Origin of the sequence: Pseudomonas sp. ES1, from assembly GCF_050586605.1 — a bacterium.
In the GTDB taxonomy this organism is placed as follows: domain Bacteria; phylum Pseudomonadota; class Gammaproteobacteria; order Pseudomonadales; family Pseudomonadaceae; genus Aquipseudomonas; species Aquipseudomonas sichuanensis.
In genome coordinates this window covers 36,275-59,702 of the sequence record NZ_JBOBDM010000039.1, presented here as the reverse complement: position 1 = coordinate 59,702, position 23,428 = coordinate 36,275, and the positions used below count along the sequence as shown (strand labels likewise).

The 23,428-nt window shown below is 63.7% G+C and carries 23 protein-coding genes; 13 read left to right on the top strand and 10 right to left on the bottom strand.

Going from position 1 to position 23,428, the window contains the following annotated elements; all coding sequences use genetic code 11:
* Positions 1 to 20: 20 nt before the first annotated feature.
* Together clpA and clpS are read right to left on the bottom strand one after the other, a co-directional pair.
* A complete protein-coding gene (gene clpA, locus ACQ4N9_RS17130) occupies positions 21 to 2,291 on the bottom strand; it encodes an ATP-dependent Clp protease ATP-binding subunit ClpA (protein WP_125464657.1) in 2,271 nt (756 codons plus the stop codon).
* A 30-nt stretch (positions 2,292 to 2,321) separates the two neighbouring features.
* Positions 2,322 to 2,696, bottom strand: coding sequence for an ATP-dependent Clp protease adapter ClpS (gene clpS / locus ACQ4N9_RS17125; RefSeq protein WP_028692390.1), 375 nt, complete (start codon positions 2,694 to 2,696; stop codon positions 2,322 to 2,324).
* Positions 2,697 to 2,926: 230 nt separating this feature from the next.
* On the opposite strand from clpS, the gene cspD reads away from it, so the two are divergent.
* Positions 2,927 to 3,190, top strand: a complete 264-nt coding sequence (cspD, locus tag ACQ4N9_RS17120) for a cold shock domain-containing protein CspD (protein WP_390967557.1) — start codon at positions 2,927 to 2,929, stop codon at positions 3,188 to 3,190.
* 73 nt (positions 3,191 to 3,263) lie between these two features.
* On the opposite strand, the gene icd is transcribed toward cspD, so the two are convergent.
* Positions 3,264 to 4,520: an NADP-dependent isocitrate dehydrogenase gene (icd, locus tag ACQ4N9_RS17115; protein WP_125464659.1), complete on the bottom strand. Its 1,257-nt coding sequence runs from the start codon at positions 4,518 to 4,520 to the stop codon at positions 3,264 to 3,266.
* Positions 4,521 to 5,002: 482 nt separating this feature from the next.
* On the opposite strand from icd, the gene ACQ4N9_RS17110 reads away from it, so the two are divergent.
* From ACQ4N9_RS17110 to ACQ4N9_RS17070, 9 genes are all read left to right on the top strand, one after another.
* A complete protein-coding gene (locus tag ACQ4N9_RS17110) occupies positions 5,003 to 7,228 on the top strand; it encodes an NADP-dependent isocitrate dehydrogenase (protein WP_390967556.1) in 2,226 nt (741 codons plus the stop codon).
* Positions 7,229 to 7,388: 160 nt separating this feature from the next.
* Entirely contained in the window at positions 7,389 to 7,829 is a 441-nt protein-coding gene (locus ACQ4N9_RS17105) for an NUDIX hydrolase (RefSeq protein ID WP_390967555.1), read from the top strand.
* A 58-nt stretch (positions 7,830 to 7,887) separates the two neighbouring features.
* Positions 7,888 to 9,012 carry a tRNA 2-thiouridine(34) synthase MnmA gene (gene mnmA, locus ACQ4N9_RS17100; RefSeq protein WP_125464662.1) on the top strand — a complete coding sequence of 375 codons (1,125 nt, stop codon included), beginning with the start codon at positions 7,888 to 7,890 and terminating at the stop codon, positions 9,010 to 9,012.
* The gene (gene hflD / locus ACQ4N9_RS17095; RefSeq protein WP_125859279.1) at positions 9,009 to 9,629 is read left to right on the top strand and encodes a high frequency lysogenization protein HflD; all 621 of its coding nucleotides are present in this window, start codon (positions 9,009 to 9,011) and stop codon (positions 9,627 to 9,629) included. Before mnmA ends, hflD begins: the two co-directional genes overlap by 4 nt.
* 142 nt (positions 9,630 to 9,771) lie before the next feature.
* Positions 9,772 to 11,142: an adenylosuccinate lyase gene (gene purB, locus ACQ4N9_RS17090; protein ID WP_125859280.1), complete on the top strand. Its 1,371-nt coding sequence runs from the start codon at positions 9,772 to 9,774 to the stop codon at positions 11,140 to 11,142.
* 81 nt (positions 11,143 to 11,223) lie between these two features.
* Positions 11,224 to 12,390 carry a JmjC domain-containing protein gene (locus tag ACQ4N9_RS17085; protein WP_390967554.1) on the top strand — a complete coding sequence of 389 codons (1,167 nt, stop codon included), beginning with the start codon at positions 11,224 to 11,226 and terminating at the stop codon, positions 12,388 to 12,390.
* Complete coding sequence (locus ACQ4N9_RS17080; protein WP_125464665.1) at positions 12,383 to 12,808, top strand: GNAT family N-acetyltransferase; 426 nt, start codon at positions 12,383 to 12,385, stop codon at positions 12,806 to 12,808. Before ACQ4N9_RS17085 ends, ACQ4N9_RS17080 begins: the two co-directional genes overlap by 8 nt.
* Before the next feature lie 131 nt (positions 12,809 to 12,939).
* A complete protein-coding gene (locus tag ACQ4N9_RS17075) occupies positions 12,940 to 13,182 on the top strand; it encodes a DUF1654 domain-containing protein (RefSeq protein ID WP_125464666.1) in 243 nt (80 codons plus the stop codon).
* A gap of 6 nt (positions 13,183 to 13,188) precedes the next feature.
* Positions 13,189 to 13,881 (top strand): endonuclease, encoded by a 693-nt coding sequence (locus ACQ4N9_RS17070; protein WP_390967553.1) that lies wholly within the window; start codon positions 13,189 to 13,191, stop codon positions 13,879 to 13,881.
* Positions 13,882 to 13,887: 6 nt separating this feature from the next.
* Here ACQ4N9_RS17070 and ACQ4N9_RS17065 read toward each other — a convergent pair whose 3' ends face one another.
* From ACQ4N9_RS17065 to ACQ4N9_RS17055, 3 genes are all read right to left on the bottom strand, one after another.
* Positions 13,888 to 14,313 carry a GTP pyrophosphokinase gene (locus ACQ4N9_RS17065; protein WP_390967552.1) on the bottom strand — a complete coding sequence of 142 codons (426 nt, stop codon included), beginning with the start codon at positions 14,311 to 14,313 and terminating at the stop codon, positions 13,888 to 13,890.
* Positions 14,314 to 14,428: 115 nt separating this feature from the next.
* Positions 14,429 to 14,998 (bottom strand): SPOR domain-containing protein, encoded by a 570-nt coding sequence (locus tag ACQ4N9_RS17060; protein WP_390967551.1) that lies wholly within the window; start codon positions 14,996 to 14,998, stop codon positions 14,429 to 14,431.
* 79 nt (positions 14,999 to 15,077) lie between these two features.
* Entirely contained in the window at positions 15,078 to 15,674 is a 597-nt protein-coding gene (locus ACQ4N9_RS17055; RefSeq protein WP_390967550.1) for a TetR/AcrR family transcriptional regulator, read from the bottom strand.
* Between the two features lie 92 nt (positions 15,675 to 15,766).
* On the opposite strand from ACQ4N9_RS17055, the gene ACQ4N9_RS17050 reads away from it, so the two are divergent.
* The 3 genes from ACQ4N9_RS17050 (at position 15,767) to ACQ4N9_RS17040 (ending at position 18,686) form a co-directional block, all read left to right on the top strand.
* Entirely contained in the window at positions 15,767 to 16,375 is a 609-nt protein-coding gene (locus ACQ4N9_RS17050) for an NAD(P)H-dependent oxidoreductase (RefSeq protein WP_390967549.1), read from the top strand.
* A gap of 562 nt (positions 16,376 to 16,937) precedes the next feature.
* Positions 16,938 to 17,453 (top strand): DUF4880 domain-containing protein, encoded by a 516-nt coding sequence (locus tag ACQ4N9_RS17045; RefSeq protein WP_390967548.1) that lies wholly within the window; start codon positions 16,938 to 16,940, stop codon positions 17,451 to 17,453.
* An 84-nt stretch (positions 17,454 to 17,537) separates the two neighbouring features.
* Positions 17,538 to 18,686, top strand: a complete 1,149-nt coding sequence (locus ACQ4N9_RS17040) for a M14 family metallopeptidase (RefSeq protein WP_390967547.1) — start codon at positions 17,538 to 17,540, stop codon at positions 18,684 to 18,686.
* A 45-nt stretch (positions 18,687 to 18,731) separates the two neighbouring features.
* Here ACQ4N9_RS17040 and ACQ4N9_RS17035 read toward each other — a convergent pair whose 3' ends face one another.
* From ACQ4N9_RS17035 to ACQ4N9_RS17020, 4 genes are all read right to left on the bottom strand, one after another.
* The gene (locus ACQ4N9_RS17035) at positions 18,732 to 19,664 is read right to left on the bottom strand and encodes a Csu type fimbrial protein (RefSeq protein WP_390967625.1); all 933 of its coding nucleotides are present in this window, start codon (positions 19,662 to 19,664) and stop codon (positions 18,732 to 18,734) included.
* A 38-nt stretch (positions 19,665 to 19,702) separates the two neighbouring features.
* Complete coding sequence (locus tag ACQ4N9_RS17030; protein WP_390967624.1) at positions 19,703 to 22,036, bottom strand: fimbria/pilus outer membrane usher protein; 2,334 nt, start codon at positions 22,034 to 22,036, stop codon at positions 19,703 to 19,705.
* 68 nt (positions 22,037 to 22,104) lie between these two features.
* Entirely contained in the window at positions 22,105 to 22,881 is a 777-nt protein-coding gene (locus tag ACQ4N9_RS17025; protein WP_374045872.1) for a fimbrial biogenesis chaperone, read from the bottom strand.
* 40 nt (positions 22,882 to 22,921) lie between these two features.
* Entirely contained in the window at positions 22,922 to 23,425 is a 504-nt protein-coding gene (locus tag ACQ4N9_RS17020) for a Csu type fimbrial protein (protein WP_390967546.1), read from the bottom strand.
* Positions 23,426 to 23,428: the final 3 nt, after the last annotated feature.

Genomic DNA, 23,428 nt, shown 5'->3' with positions numbered 1-23,428 from the left:
GACTTGCCCCGCGATGACGTTTACGCCACCTCTGCCGTGGTCTCGTAATCGAACACCAACTCACCATCGCGCAGATCGATGTGCACCACACCACCATGCTCGGCCAACTCGCCAAACAGGATCTCTTCGGCCAGCGGCCGCTTGATCTTGTCCTGGATCAGCCGCGCCATAGGCCGCGCGCCCATCTGCACGTCGTAGCCCGAGGCCGCCAGCCAGCCGCGCGCGGCATCGGTAACCTCCAGCAGCACGCGCTTGTCCTCGAGCTGCGCCTGCAACTCGATGAGGAACTTGTCGACGATGCTCTTGATCGTCTCGTGGGAGAGACGACCAAACTGGATGATGGTGTCCAGGCGGTTGCGGAACTCCGGCGTGAAGCTCTTGCGGATGACCTCCATCGCGTCGGACGAGTGATCCTGGTGGGTGAAACCGATCGAGGCCCGCGCGGCGGTTTCAGCGCCGGCGTTGGTGGTCATGATCAGGATCACGTTGCGGAAGTCCGCCTTGCGCCCGTTGTTGTCGGTCAGGGTGCCGTGGTCCATCACCTGCAGCAGCAGGTTGAAGACTTCCGGGTGAGCCTTCTCGATTTCGTCGAGCAGCAGCACACAGTGCGGTTGCTTGGTGATCGCCTCGGTCAGCAGGCCACCCTGGTCGAAACCGACGTAGCCGGGTGGCGCACCGATCAGGCGCGACACGGTATGCCGCTCCATGTACTCGGACATGTCGAAGCGCACCAGCTCGACACCCAGCGCCTTGGCCAGCTGGCGGGCGGCTTCGGTCTTGCCCACGCCAGTGGGGCCGGCGAACAGGAACGAGCCGACTGGCTTGTCCGGTGCTTTCAGGCCCGCACGCGACAGCTTGATCGCCGTGGCCAGCGAATCGATGGCCGGATCCTGACCAAATACGGTCAGCTTCAGGTCACGCTCCAGATTGCGCAGCAGCTCTTTGTCGGAACTGGTGACGTGCTTCGGCGGAATCCGCGCGATCTTGGCAACGATGTCCTCGACCTGCGGCACCTCGATACGCTTGACCCGGCTGGCTTCCGGCTGCAGGCGCTGGTAGGCACCCGCCTCGTCGATCACGTCGATGGCCTTGTCCGGCATGTGCCGGTCATTGATGTAGCGCGACGCCAGCTCTGCAGCTGCACGCAACGCCTCATCGCTGTACTCGATGTTGTGATGGCTCTCGAAACGCCCCTTCAAGCCGCGCAGGATGCCAACGGTGTCTTCCACCGAAGGCTCGGTGACATCGACCTTCTGGAAACGCCGCGCCAGGGCGCGGTCCTTCTCGAAGATGCCACGAAACTCCTGGAAGGTAGTCGAGCCGATGCAGCGGATATCACCCGACGACAGCAATGGCTTGAGCAGGTTGGAGGCATCCATCACCCCGCCGGAGGCTGCACCGGCACCGATGATGGTGTGGATCTCGTCGATGAACAGGATGGCCTGCGGACGTTTTTTCAGCTCGCCGAGCAGCGCCTTGAAGCGCTTTTCGAAGTCGCCGCGGTACTTGGTACCGGCCAGCAGCGCACCCAGGTCGAGCGAATAGACCACGCTCTGGGCCAGCAGGTCGGGCACCTGGCCATCGACGATGCGCTTGGCCAGGCCTTCGGCGATGGCGGTCTTGCCCACCCCGGCCTCGCCGACCAGCAGCGGGTTGTTCTTGCGCCGACGAGCGAGGATCTGCGCAACGCGCTCGACCTCCTGCTCGCGCCCCACCAGCGGATCGATACGCCCGGCACGGGCCAGTTCGTTCAGGTTGCTGGCATAGGCATCCAGCGGATTACTGGACGACGAGGTTTCGCCACCCTCCTCGTCCTGCATGTCCTGGTCGTTGTCGGTGTGCGACCCATGGCCCGGCACCTTGCTGATGCCATGGGCGATGTAGTTGACCACATCGATGCGCGCCACGCTCTGTTGCTTGAGCAGGAACACCGCCTGGCTTTCCTGTTCGCTGAAGATCGCCACCAGCACGTTGGCGCCGGTAACTTCGCGCTTGCCGGAACTCTGCACATGGAACACGGCGCGCTGCAGCACCCGCTGGAAGCCCAGCGTCGGTTGCGTTTCACGGTCCTCGTCATGCACGGGGATCAGCGGCGTGGTCGAATCGATGAACTCCTGCAGGTCATGCTTGAGCTTGTCGAGATTGGCGCCACAGGCGCGCAGAACGGTCGCGGCAGCCTCATTGTCAAGGAGTGCCAGCAGCAGATGTTCGACGGTCATGAACTCATGACGCTTCGAACGAGCCTCCTTGAAGGCCAGATTGAGGGTGACTTCGAGCTCGCGGTTTAACATAGCTTCACCTCATACCCAAGTGGTCGGCGATTAACCGTCCTTCTCGATTTCACAGAGTAGCGGATGCTGGCTTTCCCTGGCGTATTGGTTGACCTGCATGGCCTTTGTCTCGGCGATGTCCCGGGTAAACAATCCGCACACTGCCCGCCCTTCGGTATGGACGGTCAGCATGATCTTGGTCGCCAGCTCGCGGTTCAGATTGAAGAACGTCTCGAGCACTTCGACGACGAAATCCATCGGTGTGTAGTCATCATTGAACAAAACCACCTTGTACATCGGCGGCGCCTGCAGGATAGGTTTGGCCTCCTGCACCGCAAGGCCGGCACCGTCATCCTCATGCCCGTCCTCATGGGACTGCGGGCGGTCCTGATTGAATGTTAGTCGAATCTCACTGGGTACATGCATGGAAAGAATTTCATCATGATCGACAGGTTAAGGTTGTGAGTTGACCGCGCAGGCCCCTGTCGGCGCGGGCGCCGGCTGACCTTGACTATCGGCAAAACGGTGTTACAACCAATAAGAACCCACCGTGGTCGATAAAGATCCGCGCAGTCAACCAGATTTTTCGCAAGGTTCGTATGCGGATGACGTGGATGATACTCCAGTGATGGAGTCCTTTGCAGAGGGACATAGGGATGGCAAGCGGTAAAGTCAAGTGGTTCAACAATGCCAAGGGCTACGGATTCATCAATGAGGACGGCAAGACCGATGATCTGTTCGCCCATTACTCCGCCATTAAGATGGATGGGTACAAGACACTGAAGGCCGGGCAAACCGTATCCTTCGACATCATCCAGGGCCCCAAGGGCCTGCATGCGGTGAACATAGCCAACGCCACCGCTAGCAGTGCAGGCACCAGCACAGGCAATGCTGCCCCGGCCGTCCCGCTCCAAGCCTGACCTCTGCTTACTGCCGGTATACGAAAAAACCGGCCGCTTCTTTATAAAGAGGCGGCCGGTTTTTTTGCCCGCCTTACATGTGCTTGATCATGGCCTCGCCAAAACCGGAACTGCCGACCAGCGTTGCACCGTCCATCAGACGTTCGAAATCATAAGTCACCGTCTTGGCCGCAATCGCCCCATTGGTACCCTTGATGATCAGGTCGGCGGCCTCGGTCCAACCCATGTGCCGCAGCATCATTTCGGCAGAAAGAATCACCGACCCCGGGTTGACCTGGTCCTTCCCGGCATACTTGGGCGCGGTGCCGTGGGTTGCCTCGAACATGGCCACGGTATCCGACAGGTTTGCCCCCGGGGCAATGCCGATGCCGCCCACCTCCGCCGCCAGCGCGTCGGACAGGTAGTCACCATTGAGGTTGAGCGTGGCGATCACGTCGTATTCGGCCGGGCGCAACAGGATCTGCTGGAGCATGGCATCGGCGATGGCGTCCTTGACGATCACTTCACGGCCGGTCTTGGGGTTCTTGAACTTCATCCACGGCCCGCCGTCCAGCAGCTCGGCGCCGAACTCGTCACGGGCCACTTCATAGCCCCAATCCTTGAACGCACCTTCGGTGAACTTCATGATGTTGCCCTTGTGCACCAAGGTCAGCGACTTGCGATCGTTGTCCACCACATACTGCAGCGCCTTGCGCACCAGGCGCTTGGTCCCCTCCCTGGAAACCGGCTTGACGCCGATACCGCAGTCCTGGTCGAAACGGATCTTGGTAACGCCCATTTCCTCCTTGAGGAACTTGATCACCTTGTTCGCCTCGGGCGAGCCGGCCTTCCACTCGATACCGGCGTAGATGTCCTCGGAGTTCTCGCGGAAGATCACCATGTCGACGTCACCCGGCTTCTTCACAGGGCTGGGCACCCCCTGGAACCACACCACAGGCCGCAGGCACACGTAAAGGTCGAGCTGCTGACGCAACGCCACGTTGAGCGAGCGAATACCGCCACCGACCGGCGTGGTCAGCGGCCCCTTGATCGACACCACATAGTCTTTCACCGCATCCAGGGTTTCCTGGGGCAGCCAGGTGTCCTGGTCATACACTTGCGTGGCCTTCTCGCCGGCATACACCTCCATCCAGGCGATCTTGCGCTTGCCGCCGTAGGCCTTCTGCACGGCTGCATCCACCACCTTGATCATCACCGGCGAAACGTCCACGCCGATACCGTCGCCTTCGATGTAGGGGATGATGGGGTTGTCGGGAACATTGAGCGAATGGTCTGCATTGACGGTGATCTTGCTGCCGTCAGTCGGAACCTTGATTTTCTGGTATCCCATGCTGCACTACTCCGCTTTTCGCTGGTGTGATTGAAAAACGTGCGATGCACTGAGCCTAAACCAGGATTGCCGAGCTGCAAGCTGCAAGTTTCAAGCGGCAAGAGACGAGCTGTTCTTGCAGCTTGCAGCTGACAGCTCGAAGCTGCCGCCCTGCGGCATTGCGCCACATTGCCCCTACGTCTTTGGTCTTATAAATGGCGCGATCGCACTTGACCTTGCTGAATCGACCAAAGGGTTTGATATACTGCGCCGCGACCGCAGGGTCATCGGGGCGAATCCCAGGAAAATGCGGACCGCCCTTGGCCATGAATGGCCACGAAGCCTGGGCTGTTACCGCACCCCAGCACTTGACGCTCGACTGATGCATCCACCATCACCGCTCGCAGCCTCTCGACTTTCCGCTCATGGCGATGCCAGGGCGAAGCGCCTACCCTGCGCACCTCGAGACTCGAGTACGCTCAGCACATAGAGAGTTAACCCGCATGCCCACCCGTTCCAAGATCATCTACACCTTCACCGACGAAGCCCCCGCCCTCGCCACCTATTCGCTGCTGCCGATCGTCGAAGCGTTCACCGCTTGCGCCGACATCGCCGTCGAAACCCGCGACATCTCCCTGGCCGGCCGCATCCTCGCGGCATTCCCGGAGCAACTGGGCGCCCAGAAGCAGGTAGCCGATCACCTGGCGGAACTGGGCCAGCTGGCCACCACCCCTGAAGCCAACATCATCAAGCTGCCGAACATCTCCGCTTCGGTTCCGCAGCTCAAGGCCGCCATCAAGGAACTGCAAGCCAAGGGCTTCAACATTCCTGACTACGCCGACGAGCCGGCCAGCGCCGAAGAGAAAGAATCCCGCGCCCGCTACGACCGCATCAAAGGTTCGGCCGTGAACCCGGTACTGCGCGAAGGCAACTCCGACCGCCGCGCGCCGCTGTCGGTCAAGAACTACGCCCGCAAGCACCCGCACAAGATGGGCGCCTGGGCCGCCGACTCCAAGTCGCACGTTGCCCACATGACCCAGGGCGACTTCTACGGCAGCGAGAAAGCCGCACTGATCGAGGCTGACGACAGCCTGCGCATCGAGCTGGTCGGCAAAGACGGCAGCACCACCGTCCTGAAAGAAAAAACCGCGGTCAAGGCTGCCGAAGTCATCGACTGCGCCACCATGAGCCGCAAAGCGCTCAAGGCCTTCATCGCCGAGCAGATCGCCGATGCCAAAGCCTCCGGCGTGCTGCTGTCGGTGCACCTGAAAGCCACCATGATGAAGGTCTCCGACCCGATCATGTTCGGCGTGATCGTCGAAGAGTTCTACGGCGACGCGCTCAACAAGCACGCCGCAGCCCTGGCCGAAGTGGGCTTCAACGCCAACAACGGCATCGGCGACCTGTACGCCCGCATCAAGGACCTGCCAGCTGACAAGCAGGCCGAGATCGAAGCCGACATCCAGGCCCTGTACGCCGTTCGCCCGGCCCTGGCCATGGTCAACTCGGACAAAGGCATCACCAACCTGCACGTACCAAGCGACGTCATCGTCGACGCCTCGATGCCAGCGATGATCCGCGACTCGGGCAAGATGTGGAACACCGCCGGCGAGCTGCAAGACGCCAAGGCCGTGATCCCGGACCGCTGCTACGCCGGCATCTACCAGGCCACCATCGAAGACTGCAAAGTCAACGGCGCCTTCGACCCGACCACCATGGGCAGCGTACCGAACGTTGGCCTGATGGCGCAGAAAGCCGAAGAATACGGCTCCCACGACAAGACCTTCCAGATCAAGGCCGACGGCGTCGTGCGCGTGGTCGATGGCAAGGGCCAGGTCGTTCTGCAACAGGACGTCGAAGCCGGTGACATCTTCCGCATGTGCCAGACCAAAGACGCGCCGATCCAGGACTGGGTCAAGCTGGCCGTCAACCGCGCCCGCCTGAGCAACACCCCGGCGGTGTTCTGGCTGGACCCGGCCCGCGCCCACGACGGCGTGATGATCGAGAAGGTACAGGCGTACCTGAAGGATCACGACACCACTGGCCTGGACATCCGCGTCCTGGCTCCGGTCGACGCCATCAAGTTCTCCCTGGCCCGCATCCGCGAAGGCAAGGACACCATCTCGGTGACCGGCAACGTGCTGCGCGACTACCTGACCGACCTGTTCCCGATCATGGAGCTGGGCACCAGCGCCAAGATGCTGTCGATCGTCCCGCTGATGAACGGCGGTGGCCTGTTCGAAACCGGCGCCGGCGGTTCGGCACCGAAGCACGTGCAACAGCTGGTCGAAGAGAACTTCCTGCGTTGGGACTCGCTGGGTGAATTCCTGGCCCTGGCCGCCTCGCTCGAGCACCTGGGCGACACCTACGCCAACCCGCGCGCCAAGGTCCTGGCCAATACCCTGGACCAGGCCACCGGCAAGTTCCTCGACACCAACAAGTCGCCTTCGCGCAAGGTCGGCGGTATCGACAACCGTGGCAGCCACTTCTACCTGACCCTGTACTGGGCGCAAGCCCTGGCCGCCCAGAGCGACGACGCCGCCCTGCAGGCGCGCTTCGCCCCGCTGGCAAAAACCCTGGCCGAGAACGAAGCGACCATCGTCGCCGAGCTCAACGCCGTTCAGGGCAAGCCGGCCGACATCGGTGGCTACTATGCCCCGGATGCCGAGCTGACCGCCAAGGTGATGCGCCCAAGCCAGACCCTGAACAGCGCCATTGCCGCCCTGTAAGGTTCGCTTGACGTAACAGCACAAACCCCGGCCACGCACCGGGGTTTGTGCTTTTTCAGCCACAAGTTTCAAGCTGCAAGCCACCAGTCAAAGCAGTCCGCGTACCGCTTCGACTGGTGGCTTGCAGCTTGATACTTGTCACTTAGGGAGAGAATCGACCGTGTCCTGGCAACCCCACATCACCGTCGCCACCATCGTCGAGCACGACGGCAAGTTCCTCTTCGTCGAGGAGTTCAAGGCCGGCCAGCACGTCTTCAACCAACCCGCCGGCCATCTCGAAGCCAACGAGACCCTACCCCAGGCCGCCCTGCGCGAAACCCTGGAAGAAACCGCCTGGGAGGTCGAACTCACCGGCGTGGTCGGCATCTACCTCTACACCGCCCCCAGCAACGGCGTGACCTACCAGCGCATCTGCTTCGCCGCCCGCCCTGTGCGCCACCACGAAGACCTCGCCCTGGACAGTGACATCGTCCGCGCCGTGTGGCTGACCCGCGACGAGTTGCTGGCCGACCCCACCCGCTGGCGCAGCGAGCTGGTGCCGCGCTGCCTCGACGACTACCTCGCAGGCCCGTTGCACAGCCTCGAACTGCTCCGCGACTGACGCCACGCCGCGGGTTTGATAGAATCCGCGCTTTTCCCCCTGATACACACCGGTAGCCATGACCAGCCCAGCACTCAAAGACCCCGCCAAGACCCGCGTCATCGTCGGCATGTCCGGCGGCGTGGACTCTTCCGTTTCCGCCCTCCTGCTCATCGAGCAGGGCTACCAGGTGGAAGGTCTGTTCATGAAGAACTGGGAAGAGGACGACGGCACCGAATACTGCACCGCCCGCGAAGACCTGGCCGACGCCCAGGCCGTGTGCGACCGCATCGGCATCAAGCTGCACACCGCCAACTTCGCCGCCGAGTACTGGGACCACGTGTTCGAGCACTTCCTCGAAGAATACAAGGCCGGCCGCACGCCCAACCCGGACATCCTCTGCAACCGCGAAATCAAGTTCAAGGCGTTCCTCGACTACGCCCTGTCGCTGGGCGCCGACCTGATCGCCACCGGCCACTACGTGCGCCGCCGCGACACCGGCGCGATCACCGAACTACTCAAGGGCCTGGACCCGAACAAGGACCAGAGCTACTTCCTGCACGCCGTCGGCGGCAAGGAAATCGCCCGCACGCTGTTCCCGGTCGGCGAACTGGAAAAACCCGAAGTGCGCGCCATTGCCGAGAAACACGGCTTGGCCACGGCCAAGAAGAAGGACTCCACCGGCATCTGCTTTATCGGCGAGCGCCGCTTCAGCGACTTCCTCAAGCAGTATCTGCCGGCCCAGCCCGGCGAAATCCAGACCACCGACGGTGAAGTGATCGGCCGCCACCACGGCCTGATGTACCACACCATCGGCCAGCGCCAGGGCCTGGGCATCGGCGGCCTCAAGGATGCCGGCGACGAGCCGTGGTACGTGCTGCACAAGGACCTGGCCCGCAACGTGCTGGTGGTCGGCCAGGGCAACGAGCACCCGTGGTTGTTCTCCCGCGCCCTGCTGGCCTCGGAAATCTTCTGGGTCAACCCCATCGACCTGAGCAGCCCGCGCCGCCTCACCGCCAAGGTGCGCTACCGCCAGGGTGACCAGCACTGCACCCTCGAGCAGACCGAAAACGGCTACCGCGCCGTGTTCGACGAGCCGCAACGCGCCGTCACCCCCGGCCAGTCGGTGGTGTTCTACGACGGTGAAGTGTGCCTGGGCGGCGGCGTGATCGAAATCGCCGAGCCGTGGAGCCCGCGCGCATGAGCAACCTGCAGGAGCAATTGATCGCCCTGGGCGGCGTGTTCCAGGCCGCCGTGCTGGTGGACCGCATCGCCCGCACCGGCCAGGCCAGCGAAGCCACGCTGGGCTGCATGCTCGGCAGCCTGCTGGTGCGCGACCCCAAGGACACCCTGGAAGTGTTTGGCGGCGACGACCTCAACCTGCGCGACGGCTACCGCGCGCTGGTCGGCGCCCTGGAGCGCGACCCCAGCAGCCTGCAGCGTGAACCGCTGCGCTATGCGCTGTCGATGCTCGGCCTGGAACGCCAACTGGCCAAGCGTGGCGACCTGCTCGACACCATCGGCAACCGCCTGCCGCAGATCCAGTCCCAGGCCGAGCATTTCGGCCTGGTTCACGATAACGTCATCGCTTCCAGCGGAGCCTTGTACCAGGACACCCTGAGCACCCTGCGCCAGCGCATCCAGGTGCACGGCGACATGCGCTTCCTGCAGCAAGCCAACAACGCCTCGAAGATTCGCGCCCTGCTGCTGGCCGGCATCCGCGCCGCGCGCCTGTGGCGCCAGCTGGGCGGGCACCGCTGGCAGTTGGTGTTCAGCCGACGCAAATTGCTCAACGAGCTGTACGGCATGATGCAGGGATAAGCTGCAAGCTCTAAGCTTCAAGCGGCAAGTAAAGGCGATACAGCGTACTGCTTCTACTTGCCGCTTGTAGCTTGCAACTCGCCACTGCTTTTTTCATGTATGATATGCGCCCCCCAAAAGCCTGACTGTCCGAGAACACCCCATGCAGCTCTCTTCGCTCACTGCGGTTTCCCCTGTAGACGGCCGTTACGCCGGCAAAACCCAGGCCTTGCGCCCCATCTTCAGCGAATTCGGCCTGATCCGTTTCCGCGCCCTGGTCGAAGTGCGCTGGCTCCAGCGCCTGGCCGCCCATCCGCAAATCGGCGAAGTGCCGGCGTTCTCCGCCGAAGCCAACGCCGTGCTGGACAGCCTGGCCACTGATTTCAAGCTCGAGCACGCCGAACGCGTCAAGGAAATCGAGCGCACCACCAACCACGACGTCAAGGCCATCGAGTACCTGCTCAAGGAGCAGGCCGCTCAACTGCCTGAGCTGGCCAAGGTCAGCGAGTTCATCCACTTCGCCTGCACCAGCGAGGACATCAACAACCTGTCCCACGCCCTGATGCTGCGCGCTGGCCGTGACGAAGTGCTGCTGCCACTGATGCGTCAGATCGCCGAAGCGATCCGCACTCTGGCCCACACCCACGCCGCTGTGCCGATGCTGTCGCGCACCCACGGCCAGCCGGCTTCGCCGACCACCCTGGGCAAAGAGCTGGCCAACGTCGTCTACCGCCTGGAGCGCCAGATCGCCCAGGTAGCCGCCGTACCGCTGCTGGGCAAGATCAACGGCGCCGTGGGCAACTACAACGCCCACCTGTCGGCCTACTCGCAGATCGACTGGGAGCAGAACGCCCGCGCCTTCATCGAAGACGAGCTGGGCCTGGTGTTCAACCCCTACACTACCCAGATCGAACCGCACGACTACATCGCCGAGCTGTTCGACGCCATCGCCCGTTTCAACACCATCCTCATCGACTTCGACCGCGACGTCTGGGGCTACATCTCGCTGGGCTACTTCAAGCAGAAGACCGTCGCTGGCGAAATCGGCTCCTCGACCATGCCGCACAAGGTCAACCCGATCGACTTCGAAAACTCCGAAGGCAACCTGGGTATCGCCAACGCACTGTTCCAGCACCTGGCCAGCAAGCTGCCGATCTCGCGCTGGCAGCGTGACCTGACCGACTCCACCGTGCTGCGCAACCTGGGCGTGGGCTTCGCCCACAGCGTCATCGCCTACGAAGCCAGCCTCAAGGGTATCGGCAAGCTGGAAGTCAACGAAGCCCGCATCGCCGCCGACCTGGACGCCTGCTGGGAAGTCCTCGCCGAGCCGATCCAGACCGTGATGCGCCGCTTCAACATCGAGAACCCCTACGAGAAGCTCAAAGAGCTGACCCGTGGCAAGGGCATCACCCCTGAAGCGCTGCTGACCTTCATCGACGGCCTGGACATGCCGGCCGACGCCAAGGCCGAGCTCAAGCTGCTCACGCCTGCGACCTACATCGGTAACGCCGTGGCCCAGGCCAAACGCGTCTAAGCTGACCGTCGCGTTCAACGCCCGGCCTGGCCGGGCGTTTTTATTCCCGTACAAAAATTACGTTTTATCAATAGGTTGAACATGAATTCTGATACTCCACTGCAACTGCTGGGCGGCCTTACGGCCCGTGAATTCCTGCGCGACTACTGGCAGAAGAAGCCGCTGCTGGTGCGTCAGGCCTTCCCCGACTTCATCAGCCCCATCGACGCCGACGAACTGGCCGGCCTGGCCCTGGAAGAAGAAGTCGAGTCGCGCCTGGTGCTCGAGCACGGCGAGCGCCCGTGGGAGCTGCGCCGCGGCCCGTTCGCCGAAGACGCCTTCAGCGACCTGCCCGAGCGCGACTGGACCCTGCTGGTCCAGGCCGTGGACCAGTTCGTGCCGGAAGTGGCCGAGTTGCTGGAAAACTTCCGCTTCCTGCCCAGCTGGCGTATCGATGACGTGATGATCAGCTACGCCGCCCCCGGTGGCAGCGTCGGCCCGCACTTCGACAACTACGACGTGTTCCTGCTGCAAGGCGACGGCAAGCGCAACTGGAAAGTCGGCCAGATGTGCAACAGCGACAGCCCGCTGATCGACCACGCCGACCTGCGCATCCTCTCTGACTTCGAACAGAGCGACGAGTGGACCCTGGAGCCGGGCGACATGCTCTACCTGCCACCGCGCCTGGCCCACTACGGCGTGGCCGAAGACGAATGCCTGACCTACTCGGTAGGCTTCCGCGCGCCGAGCGCCGCCGAAGTGCTGACCCACTTCACCGACTTCCTCGGCCAGTTCCTGCCCGAAGAAGAGCGCTACAGCGACGCCGACGCCCAACCGGTCAGCGACCCGCACGAGATCCAGCACGACGCCCTCGACCGCCTCAAGGCGCTGATCGACAAGCACATGTCCGACAAGGACCTGCTGCTGACCTGGTTCGGCCAGTTCATGACCGAGCCGCGCTACCCTGAGCAGGTTGCCGGTGAAGAGCTGAGCGAGCAGGACCTGGTCAACTACCTCGAACAGGGCGCCGTGCTGATCCGCAACCCAAGCGCGCGCATGGCCTGGTCCGAGCTCAACGACGACTTGATGCTGTTCGCCAGCGGCCGTAGTTGCCCACTGCCGGCCAAACTGCGCGAACTGCTCAAGCTGGTGTGCGCCGCCGATGCCCTGCACATCGACAACCTTGGCCAGTGGCTGCAGGACGAAGACGGCCTGATGCTGATTCAGCAGCTGGTCATGCAAGGCAGCCTGGGGTTCGCCGATGAATAAGATCAGCGTTCGCCTGGCCGACTGGCACAAAGACAACGCCGACATCCACCGCATCCGCAGCGCCGTGTTCATCGCTGAACAGCACGTGCCGCCAGAGCTCGAGTTCGACGCCGAAGACCCTACGGCCGTGCATTTCCTGGCCATGGAAGGCGAATACCCGATCGGCACCGCGCGCCTGTTGCCCGACGGCACCATCGGCCGGGTGTCGGTGCTCAAGGACTGGCGCGGCCTGCACGTGGGCGATGCGCTGATGCATGCGGTCATCAGCGAGGCGCAGAACCGCGACCTCAAGCAGCAGATGCTCAGCGCCCAGGTGCACGCCACCCCCTTCTACGAGCGCCTGGGATTCCGCGTGGTCAGCGAGGAATTCCTCGAGGCCGGTATCCCGCACGTCGACATGGTGCGTGATTCGCGCTGAATCGCCTGAGTAACGCCTGGGGCCGCCTTGCGGCCCCAACCCCCTCGATCACGGCTTTCTTCCTGCCTGTTATTGCGAAATGGCTTACAGTGAAATACTGTATGCACATACAGCAAAACAAGGAATAGCCCGTGGCCAGCACCTCCGCAGCAACGCCAAGCAGTTATGAACAACTGGGTCAGCGCATCCAGAAGATCATCAACAGCCCAATCGCCCAGCGCAGCCGCGCCGCCTTGATCTTCCGCCTCGAACAGGAAACACCCGAAGACTGGGACACCCTGCTCGCAGAAATCGCCGAGAATGACAACGTCACCCTCGCCCACCGCGATGACGGCGGCGTGCAGATCTTCTGGACCGTACCGCAGGAAGACTGACCGCCCATGAGAGCTCTGCTTTACGCGGCCACCTGCCTGCTACTGACCACCCCGCTCGCCCACGCCGACGCCCCGCGCACCTTCCAGGAAGCCAAACAGGTCGCCTGGCGCCTGTATGCGCCGCAATCCACCGAGTTCTACTGCGGCTGCAAATACAACGGCAACAAGGTCGACCTGGCATCCTGCGGCTACGCGCCGCGCAAGAACGCCCAGCGCGCCGCGCGCATCGAATGGGAGCATATCGTTCCGGCCTGGCAGATCGGCCACCAGCGCCAGTGCTGGCAAAGCGGCGGGCGCAAGAACTGCGCGCGCAATGATGTGGCCTACCAGCGCGCCGAAGCCGACCTGCACAACCTGGTACCCAGCATTGGCGAAGTGAACGGCGACCGCAGCAACTACAGCTTCGGCTGGCTGCCGGTGCAGCATGGCCAGTACGGCAGCTGCCTGACCCAGGTCGACTTCAAGGCGAAAAAGGTCATGCCGCGCCCGTCGATCCGCGGGATGATCGCGCGCACTTACTTCTACATGAGCCAGCAGTACGACCTGCGCCTGTCGAAACAGGATCGCCAGCTGTTCGAGGCGTGGAACAAGACCTACCCGCCGCAGGCGTGGGAACAGCAGCGCAACCAGCGGGTCGCGTGCGTGATGGGCCACGGCAACGCATTCGTCGGCCCGGTCAACCTCAAGGCCTGTGGCTGACGGCGCTCAGCCCAGCGTTTGCAGGTAGGCGCTGGCCTGCTGGTAACGGATCAGACGGGCGAGATCCGCCGGGCCCGAGCAGGCGATGCGCGACAGATCGCTGTTGTCGGCCAGGTCGGCCAGCTTCACTTCACGGGCCAACGGGTCGACGCCCAGGCGGATGACGAAGGCTTCGTAGCTTTCGCCTTCGCGCCGGCTCAGGGCCAGCAGCGCGGCGAGTATCTTCAGCGGGAAGCCTTCGCGGGCAAGGTCGGAGAGGGTGAACGGGGTGTCTTCCAGCACATCGTGCAGCACCGCGACGATCCGCTGCTCGGGCGTGGTCACCCGCGCCATCACCCGCAGCGGGTGGAGGATATAGGCCGCCCCACCCTTGTCGTACTGCCCTTCATGGGCCTTGATGGCCAGCGCGATGGCACGTTCCAGCGTTGCCATGTGGCTCTCCTGCTCAGCGTTCGCCCCCTCAGCATAGCCGGTAAAAATGTCCTTCGACATCAAGGCCCTGCCAAGGGTAAGCCACACGCAACATGACAGCTTCTTGACGCTCCTGTCAGCGCTCGACACCGTGCTGGATGACCACCGAGTCGGTCCCAAGCTTGGCCATCACCTCCGCTTTGCGCGCATCGGCCTCGGCCTTGCTCGGGTACGGCCCGATCAACACCACCGGCTTGCCGTCGCGGTATTCGACCCAGGACGGGATGCCCTTCTCGATCAGGCGCGCGGTCATGTCGGTCAGGGCGCCCATGTTCGGGCCCTGGATCACTTCCACATCCCAGCCTTCCGGCGCCGGCTGGTCAGCCAGGGCTTCGGCGCGGCGCTGCAGCTCGGCGCCACCGCAGATTTCACGGATGCGCAGGTCATTGCCGGTTTCATCGATGATGATCTGGTACTGGCCGTCGCGCTTGATCGCCACGTAGCTGCGATACGCCTCGTACTGCCCGGCATCGTCCTTGCCACGCACCTGGCCGCAAATGGAGCCCTGGGTGTCGAAGCGCACATTGGCGAACTTGGCCGTCTTGGGGTTTTTCAGGTGCTCAGCCACCTGGTTGTGTACCCCTTCGACCTCGTTGTTGCAGCCCGCCAGGGCCAACACCGCCATTACCACAGCCAGTTTGCGCACGCGTGTACCTCCAGATTCGAAGGGGCGGATTCTAGCATGACCAATGCTTGAGTCCGGGGGTTATCCCACCACCGCAGGCTCATCGCCGGCTGACCATCGCGACAATGGTCGCCTGCAATTCCTGGCGGGCGGCTTCAGGCGCAAGCTCCCCGCAAGCGGCGGCCTGCGACAGTGCCTCGGCAGCCCCGACCAAGGCCCGCAAGCCAGCGGTATCGATGTCGCCACTTGCGGCGAACGGCGCCAGGGCCTGCCGACATTTGTCGAGAAACGGCCCCTCATAGGCGCGTTTAAGGGCCTCCATTTCCGGTGAACCCGCCAGCGCCGCGCTGACCCCGGGAATCTCCCTACCCTGGCTCATCACGCAATTGACATAGGCGTCGGCGATCACCTGCGCTCGCCCAGCCAGGTCGGCCGGGCCGCCGGCCAGGGCGCTGTCGAGCATGGCGGTCTGGCGGGCGTCGTACTCCTGATACAACGCCACCAGCAGCCCGGTGCGGGTCTCGAAGTGGTCATACACCACGGGCTTGGTGACCCCGGCCTGCTCGGCCAGCCGGCCCAGGCTCAAGCCTTCGGTACCCTCTTCGCGCACCAGCTGCCAGGCCACATCGAGCAACTGACGGCGGCGCTGCTCACGTGAGAGGCGCTTGCGCGAGGGGGTCTTGTCATCGCTTGACATCGTTTACCTACCAAAAGTAACTTACCAAGGGTAACTTACCGCGAGTATATAGCGCTCACGGTTTTCCTGCACACCTTGATGGAGTCTTCGCCATGCATGCCCTGATCGTCATTGGTCACCACGACCCTGCATCCCTCACCCATGCACTCGCCGGGCAGATTGCTGCCGGTTTGCACGCCGCCGGCCATACCAGCGAGTTCGCCGACCTGGGGGCCGAGCAGTTCGATCCGCGCTTCGGCCTTGCCGACCACGCCGTGCACCGGCGCCAGGCTGCGGCCCCGGCAGACGTGCTGGCCGAGCAGGCGCGCATCGCACGGGCCGACACCCTGGTGCTGGTCTACCCCATCTACTGGTGGTCGCTGCCAGCCTTGCTCAAGGGCTGGGTGGAGCGGGTGTTCAGCAATGGTTGGGCATTCGACTACCACGCCGATGGCAAGCTGATCAAAAAACTCGACGGCCTTACCGTGCACCTGGTCGGCGTGGCCGGTGCCGACGCTGCCACCTTTGAACGCCATGGTTACAACCAGGCCATGGCGACCCAGATCGAACATGGCATCTTCGATTACTGCGGCGCCAAGGTGCTCAGCACCACATTGCTCGCCGACAGCGAAATCCAGGACAACCGCGCCAATCTAAGACGCGCGCGACAGTTGGGCGAGAAAGTGTTCGACGCCTGCCCCGCCCTCGCTTGCCTCCAATAGATAAGGCGCGGCAATGCCCGTGGGTATCTGGCAGCGAAAATGAGCCTTTCAGGCGCGCAGTAGAAGGATGTGTCAAATCGGCCGCCAACTCACACTGAGCAGCGCCATGCCACGGAACGAGAGGTTATGCAGAAGGGGAAACAAGATAGCCGACAAATGGCAAAAGCCCCGATTGCCGGGGACGAGGAGTGCGCCAGGAAGATTTTTTTGCCGATAACCGGAAAAATCATTTGACTGGCAAATGATAACGATTATTATTGCAGTCAGCAGGTCGCGAGACCCGCTGGATAACCTGCAACGTCCTCAGGTCGGACGCTCAGATTATCTCCTCATCAGGCTAATCACGGTTTTTGACCCGGCTTTTTGCCGGGTCATTTTTTTTGGCTCTTCAGGCTAATGAAGATCTTTAATGCCGGCGATGATAGCAAAACTGTGTCAGGACGTGAACGCTCATTACAAATCTTTTCCGAATCAGCACTTGAGAATCAATCTCGTTAAGCTTAAGCTGATCTCGCGTCAAGGAAGATGCCCCCACTCCTCCCCAATGAGCAAGGAGCTGTTCATGACCCGCTTGCTACTGCCCCTTGAGCATGACCCCCAAATCGCCGAGCAGCTTGATCGGGACAACCTGATACATGCGCTCAAACGCTTGCCACGCCGGGTGCAGCAAGTCTTTCTGCTCAACCGCCTCGACCAGTTGGGCTTCGCCGCCATCGCCGAACGCCTCGACCTGCCCCTGATCAGCATCGAACGCCACATGAACCAGGCCCTGCAGACCACCCGCGCACAAGGCGACGCCGTGGCCAGCATTGCCGGGCAATGGTATGTGCGCCTGCAAAGCCCTGAAGTGACCGCCAGCGAACGCATCGACTTTCGCCGCTGGCTGGATGCGGCCCCCGAACATCTGCACGCCTTCCAGCAAACCGAGTTGCGCTGGCGCAGCCTGCTCGCGCCGGCACGCCAACTGGGTGACGACGGCTGGTATCGGCAAGGGCGCGCCGCATTGTCGTTGGGTGGGTGTTCGATTGCGCTCGGGCTGGGTGTCGCCGCACTGGTGGCATTGGGTTTGTGGGCCTGAAGGCCAAGCCGACATTCGCTGCACAATGCCGCCACCATGCGGTGTACAGTACCGTCACAACAACGCCAAGACAGGAGCCTGGCAATGACCGTGACGCTGTCCCCGCTGCAGATCGACTGCGACTTCGATTCCGGCAACATCCTGGTGCTGGACGCCAGCAACCCCGCCCAGGTCCACCTGAACATCCGCCCGGACACCAACAGTGGCCACTTCCAGTGGTTCCACTTCAAGGTCAGCGGCCTCACGCCTGGCCAGGTGCATCGCTTCAGCCTGGATAACGCTGCCGAGTCTTCCTACAAGAACGCCTGGACCGGTTACCACGCCGTGGCCTCCTACGACCAGCAGACCTGGTTCCGCGTGCCCAGCCAGTTTGACGGCAAGGCGCTGAGCTTCGAATTGAAGGCCGAGCAGGATCAAGTGTGGTTCGCTTACTTCGAACCCTACCCACGCGCCCGCCACAACCAGCTGATCGAACGTGCCCGGCAGATCCCCGGCGTCGAACTGCTGGCCAACGGGCGCAGCGTGCAGGGCCGGGACATCCCGCTGCTACGTGCCGGCGACGGCGCCGCCGGCAAGCGCAAGCTGTGGATCATCGCCCAGCAGCACCCGGGCGAACACATGGCCGAATGGTTCATGGAAGGCGTGATCGATCGCCTGCAGGCCAACGATGAAACCATCCAGCAATTGCTGGCCAAGGCCGACCTGTACCTGATCCCCAACATGAACCCGGATGGCGCCTTCCTCGGCCACCTGCGCACCAACTTCAAGGGTAAAGACCTCAACCGCGCCTGGCAGGACGCCAGTGTCGAGCTGAGCCCCGAGGTGTTCTTCGCCCAGAGCCAGATGAAACTGCATGGCGTGGACGCCTTCGTCGATGCCCACGGCGACGAGGAAATCCCCCACGTATTCACCGCTGCCTGCGAGGGCAACCCGGGTTACACGCCGCGTATCGCCAAGCTGGAAGAGCAGTTCCGCAGCACGCTGTGCAGCCTGACGCCGGACTTCCAAACCAAGTACGGCTACACCCGCGACGAACCCGGCCAGGCCAACATGACCTTGGCTTGCAACGCCGTGGGCCAAGCCCATGACTGCCTGTCGCTGACCTTGGAGATGCCGTTCAAGGACCATGACGATGCGCCGAACCCGCGTACCGGCTGGTCTGGCGAGCGCTCGAAGGCGCTGGCGGGTGCGGTGCTGGAGACGTTACTGAAGATGGTCGACGATCTGCGCTGAACCAACCGTGGGGGCAAGCCCGCTCCCACGATTCCCCCGGCCGGCTCAGAACTGCACATCCAGGATCACATTGTCGAGATAGCTCCCCGCCGGCGGCGTGGCCTGGTCGGTATACACCTTGGCGTTGTAGTTGAACGTCTGGCTCCCGGTGCCGGTGCCATTGCCGGGGTTCACATCGGCGTCGCTGCTCGAGCGCCGCGCCGACGACAGTCCCCCCCAGCGCACGCTGCCACCACTTTTGAAGATGTCGTAGGCCAGGTAGTTGCCGGCGCTGGATTTCATCCGCCGTCGCCCGCCCGCCACGTTCTGCCCGTCATCCAGCCCCACCGTGTAGCTGCTGCCCTTGGTGCACGACAGGCCAATGCTCTGGTTCACCGTGCCGAACCCGGCCACCACCGGCGCGCTGGCGAAGCTGATGTTGGGGCTGGTGATCTGGCAGTCGTTGCTGACCGTGAGGGTGACGGTGAGGGTCTGGTTGCCGCTGCCAATATCGCGCCCCAGCACACAGGCGCCCAAGGCGCCGACGCCGGCGCAGTAGTTCCAGCTCCAGGCGATGTTCAGCGTTTCCTGGTACAAGCCTGCCGCCACGTTGGCGCCAATCACGGTCTTGAGGTACAGCGGCACGCTCTTGGGCGTGGTGCCATTGAGCAGCCCCAAAGCGTCGATGATGCCGTTACGGGCGAAATCGAACTGCACACCACGGCTGATCGGGTAACTGGTGGTGGCGTTGGCGTACAGCGTGTAGGGGATCACGTCGCCCGTCGGCCCCACCAGCCCGCTGGTGCTGGAGGTGATGGTGGCATAGAAGTGATCGTTGGTGGCCAGCAGCGACAGCAACGAGCCGGTGCACTGCAGCCCGGCGTTGCTGGATGAAGCGCTCTGTATCGTGGTGCGCACCAGGGTCGAATTGATCGTGCCGAACGCCGCCGGCGCCGTCGCCACCGAGGAGCACAGGGCCCAGGCCGCGCCCGGCAGCATCCAACCGGCCAGCAACCACAGGCAACGCGCCGCCGCCCTCACTGGCACACCAGCGGGCCGATCAGCGGGATCGGCCCCTCTCCGTCGGGCAGTTCGAACGCGACCTGGCATTGCCCGCCATCGGCCTTGCTCACCTGCAGATGATTGCTCGGCGACAGGTTCTCCAGGTACACCAGGCCATCCCAGCCCACCACCGCTTCGGCGCCACTTTCCTGGTGCAACACCCGGCTGCCCAGCTTGAGTTCCTGCTGTTTGCCGTCGACCAGCACCAGGCTCGCCGCCAGCACGCGCTTGAGCGGGAACTCCAGCAGGTAGCCGCTGCCGCGGCGCACCGCCACGCGCTGCTCCACCTCCGGCGCCAGCACATCGGCCGGCAGCTCCATCGGGTCGATCTCGTATTTGCCGCGGTAGTAGCCGCTGCTGTAAGGCACCAGCAAGTGACCGTTGCGGTCGGTTCGGCCGATCTGCTGGTTTTCGTAGCGCACCGGCACATCGGCATAACCGTTGGTGCTGACCACCACGAAGGCGTCGTCGATGCGGTTGGCGGCGAACAGCCCGGCATCCATCAGCACCACCGAGCCGCTGGCGTCAGCCCAACGGGTCATCTGCTCGGGGTTGCCATACAACCCGGCCTGCAACTGCACCGACTGCAGCCGCCAGGTCAGGTCGGCCTGGCGATAGTCACCGGCGGTACCGCCCGTGGCATAGCCGAGGTTGTAGCCGACGCCGCCGCCCACCGGCACCGCGTGGCTGTAGTTGACCCGTTGCAGGTCCTGGCCGTCCTTGCTGCGCTCGGCGCTGAAGGCCAGGGTGCCGTGCAGGTCGAAGGGGATCACCAGTTGCGCCTGCACCGCCCACTGGCTGTCGCCGACATCGCGATTGGCCGACAGGTACAGGCTGCTGTTACCCCACAACGGCTTGCTCCAGCTCAGGTTGATCAGCCGGGTGCGCGAGCCGTCACCGGCACGTATGTCGAAATAGCCAGCGCCCAGGCTGCCGTAGCTGTCCAGGTTGAGGCTCACGGTGGCCTGTTCGCTGCGCTGGCTCAGCCGGGTGTAGGGGTTGTCCACCAGCGACAGGTCGGCATATTCGCCATGGCGCTCGATGCGCTGGTAGTTGAAGCCCAGCCGGCGGCTGTTGTACTGGTAGCCCAGCGCCAGCTGCTGGCCAGTGTCGCCGTCGAAACGGCTCTGGGCCACGGCGGCGTTGAGTACCCCGAAGGTGCCCAGTTGCAGGTTGCCGCCCAGGCCACCAAGCATCATCGACGCGGCGGTTTCGGCATGGGTCTCGACGGTAAAGTAGTCAAACAAGCCATGGCGCAGGCTCGCCGTGGCGACGCCCGGCCCATAGGCAAAATCGCGTACGGCGTAATCGCGGCGCAGGCTGCCGGCGGCCACCGAGTAATCGGTCAGGCCTTTGGCCAACAGGCTGCTGGTGACATAGAACGGCAAGGTGGTCGATACCTGCCGGCCCAGGGCATCGGTGGTCACCACCACCGCTTCGCCGGCGCCGTTGATGAACGGCACATTGGTCAGGGTGTAAGGGCCCGGCTGCAGCTCGGTGGTACTGCTCTTGTAACCGTTGATGAACAGGTCCAGCGAGGTGGGCACCGCCGCTTCACCGGCGAAGGCCGGCAGCGGGTAGGTGACCAGGTCGGGACGCGCCCCGAAGTCGCGAGACAACTGCAAGCCACCGATACGCACCGAGGTGCTCCAGGGCAAGGCGCCGGTGACCAGGTCGCCGGCTTCATAGGTCAGCAGCCGCTGCTCGTCGGTGTAACGGAAGGTGGTGTCGTAGCGCAAAAAACCCTGTCGGGTATCGCTTTGCGCACCGTTGAACGCCTGGCGCCACTGCCCAGTGGTGGACAACGTGCCCCAATCGTCGAACAGGCGCAGCTCGTTCCAGGCGGCCAGATAAGTGCCACCGTCATCGGTGTCGTTGAGGTAGGCGTCGTAGTTGAACAAGGCACCGAAGCTGGTGCGGGTATCGCTGGCCGGGTACAGGCTGCGCCCGCCCACCTGCTGGTCGGGCAGCCAGGCCGCTGGCACCTGCAGCAGCAGGCGCTGGTTCTGGCTGTCGTAGTCGGTGTGCAAGCCGGCAATGGCGTCCAGCGCCACCTCGCCCTGGGGCTCGCTGGGCAGCTTGATGCCGGCCGCGCGCAACACATCGCTGTCCAGGTACAGGCGCCCGGTACGCTGCTGCACCGGCACCAGCTCAGCCTTGCCCACCTGGTTCACCAACAGGTCGAGGTACAGCGTGGCATCGGTGATGGCGGCCTGCTCGGTGGGTGGCGGCGGCAATTCGTCGGCCACGCCCACACCGGACACCAGTACCGCCAGGCCCAGCCACACACGGTGCGCTGCCACCCGCACCCAACTCACACACGATGTCCAACCATTGTCGGGTCCTCCCTGGCCCCTGTCGTTCGTTCAATGCCGCGTCACTGCCCTTGCCGGATGGCTTGCGCAACCTCCTGACCGTTGACCCGCCCCTTGAGCACACTGGCCGCACCGGGTGCGGCCGGTACCGGCCAGCGCATGCTCGCGCCCGGCAGCACATACCCCAGCAGCCCCTCGACCAGGGGCTTGTCCTGCCCCCCTTGCTGCAACACCACATCGGTGAGCCGGGCGTGCACCGGGCCGGTGTTGCGCAGTTCGACATAGGGCTTGCCCTGCACCGTCACCGCGCGCCAGCTCAGCTGCGGCTTGCCCACGCCCTCGGCACTGCGCTTGCCGTCCGGGTCGGGCTTGCCCCACAACCCTTCGCCATAGACGAACAACGGCACCGAATAGCGCATCTGCAGGCGGATTGCCGCCTTCGGCCCGTCGCTGGCGGTATCGGCCGGCATCGGCGACGGGATTTCGTCGATGATGATGCGGTAGGCCTGCTCCTGGCCGACCGGCGAACTGCCGGTGCGGGTCAGGCGAATCAGTTGCTTCTGCCCCGGCGCGATGTTGGCCACCGGCGGGCTGCCGATGATTTCGCGCTGGGCCTGGAACTGCTCCTGGTACTCACCCTGGCGCCAGGCGAACACCCGCACCTGCAGGCTGGCCGGCGCCGTGCCACGGTTTTCCAGCCACAGCGCGCCGGCCTTCTGTTCAGCCTCCAGCACCGGGTCGATCGGCCAGATCAGCACCGATGTCGCCGCCATGGCCTGGGTACCGGCCAGCAGCAGCATCCCGAATAGCGTTTGCGCCAGTTTCGCGCTTGCCCCCATGCCCCTCTCCTTCTGCATCCAATGGTTCACGGCGCCGGCTTCACCAGCTCACCGTCACTTGCACCACATCGGTATAGGTCCCCGCCGGCAGGGTGCCGGGCAAGGTGGTACGGCCGTACACCGGCAACTTGATCGCGGTCGGGTCGCTGTAGCTCACGGTGACGCTGCTGCCGATGGCCAGGCTCTGGCTGAAGGCGGCGTCGCGGTACAGCTGGTAGGCCAGCAGCTGGCTGCCGCCGCTGCGCTTGAGGTTGCGGGTGCCGCTGGCGCTGTTCTGGCCGCCGTCCAGGCTCATGCTCATGGCCACCCCGGGGGTGCACTGGAAGGTCACCGTGGTGCCACCGAGCGACGTGCTCAAGGTGGCCGTGGACAATGCCGAACTGGTGCCGAAGTCCAGCACGCCATAGGCGGTCACCCCGCCAACCACCAGGCAGCCGGCAACGATCTGCGCGCTCACCTGGAAGGTGCTGCCGGTCGCGGCCAGCGCGCCTTGCGCCAGCAGCAGGGCCAGCCCGACAACCGGCAGCCGCCATGCGCCTGGCATGGC

Bases quoted from the DNA above. Each gene is read 5' to 3' on its own strand.
- clpA (WP_125464657.1), bottom strand. From the start codon at position 2,291: ATGTTAAACCGCGAGCTCGAAGTCACCCTCAATCTGGCCTTCAAGGAG.
- clpS (WP_028692390.1), bottom strand. From the start codon at position 2,696: ATGCATGTACCCAGTGAGATTCGACTAACATTCAATCAGGACCGCCCG.
- cspD (WP_390967557.1), top strand. From the start codon at position 2,927: ATGGCAAGCGGTAAAGTCAAGTGGTTCAACAATGCCAAGGGCTACGGA.
- icd (WP_125464659.1), bottom strand. From the start codon at position 4,520: ATGGGATACCAGAAAATCAAGGTTCCGACTGACGGCAGCAAGATCACC.
- ACQ4N9_RS17110 (WP_390967556.1), top strand. From the start codon at position 5,003: ATGCCCACCCGTTCCAAGATCATCTACACCTTCACCGACGAAGCCCCC.
- mnmA (WP_125464662.1), top strand. From the start codon at position 7,888: ATGACCAGCCCAGCACTCAAAGACCCCGCCAAGACCCGCGTCATCGTC.
- hflD (WP_125859279.1), top strand. From the start codon at position 9,009: ATGAGCAACCTGCAGGAGCAATTGATCGCCCTGGGCGGCGTGTTCCAG.
- purB (WP_125859280.1), top strand. From the start codon at position 9,772: ATGCAGCTCTCTTCGCTCACTGCGGTTTCCCCTGTAGACGGCCGTTAC.
- ACQ4N9_RS17085 (WP_390967554.1), top strand. From the start codon at position 11,224: ATGAATTCTGATACTCCACTGCAACTGCTGGGCGGCCTTACGGCCCGT.
- ACQ4N9_RS17080 (WP_125464665.1), top strand. From the start codon at position 12,383: ATGAATAAGATCAGCGTTCGCCTGGCCGACTGGCACAAAGACAACGCC.
- ACQ4N9_RS17070 (WP_390967553.1), top strand. From the start codon at position 13,189: ATGAGAGCTCTGCTTTACGCGGCCACCTGCCTGCTACTGACCACCCCG.
- ACQ4N9_RS17065 (WP_390967552.1), bottom strand. From the start codon at position 14,313: ATGGCAACGCTGGAACGTGCCATCGCGCTGGCCATCAAGGCCCATGAA.
- ACQ4N9_RS17055 (WP_390967550.1), bottom strand. From the start codon at position 15,674: ATGTCAAGCGATGACAAGACCCCCTCGCGCAAGCGCCTCTCACGTGAG.
- ACQ4N9_RS17050 (WP_390967549.1), top strand. From the start codon at position 15,767: ATGCATGCCCTGATCGTCATTGGTCACCACGACCCTGCATCCCTCACC.
- ACQ4N9_RS17045 (WP_390967548.1), top strand. From the start codon at position 16,938: ATGACCCGCTTGCTACTGCCCCTTGAGCATGACCCCCAAATCGCCGAG.
- ACQ4N9_RS17040 (WP_390967547.1), top strand. From the start codon at position 17,538: ATGACCGTGACGCTGTCCCCGCTGCAGATCGACTGCGACTTCGATTCC.
- ACQ4N9_RS17035 (WP_390967625.1), bottom strand. From the start codon at position 19,664: ATGCTGCCGGGCGCGGCCTGGGCCCTGTGCTCCTCGGTGGCGACGGCG.
- ACQ4N9_RS17025 (WP_374045872.1), bottom strand. From the start codon at position 22,881: ATGGGGGCAAGCGCGAAACTGGCGCAAACGCTATTCGGGATGCTGCTG.
- ACQ4N9_RS17020 (WP_390967546.1), bottom strand. From the start codon at position 23,425: ATGCCAGGCGCATGGCGGCTGCCGGTTGTCGGGCTGGCCCTGCTGCTG.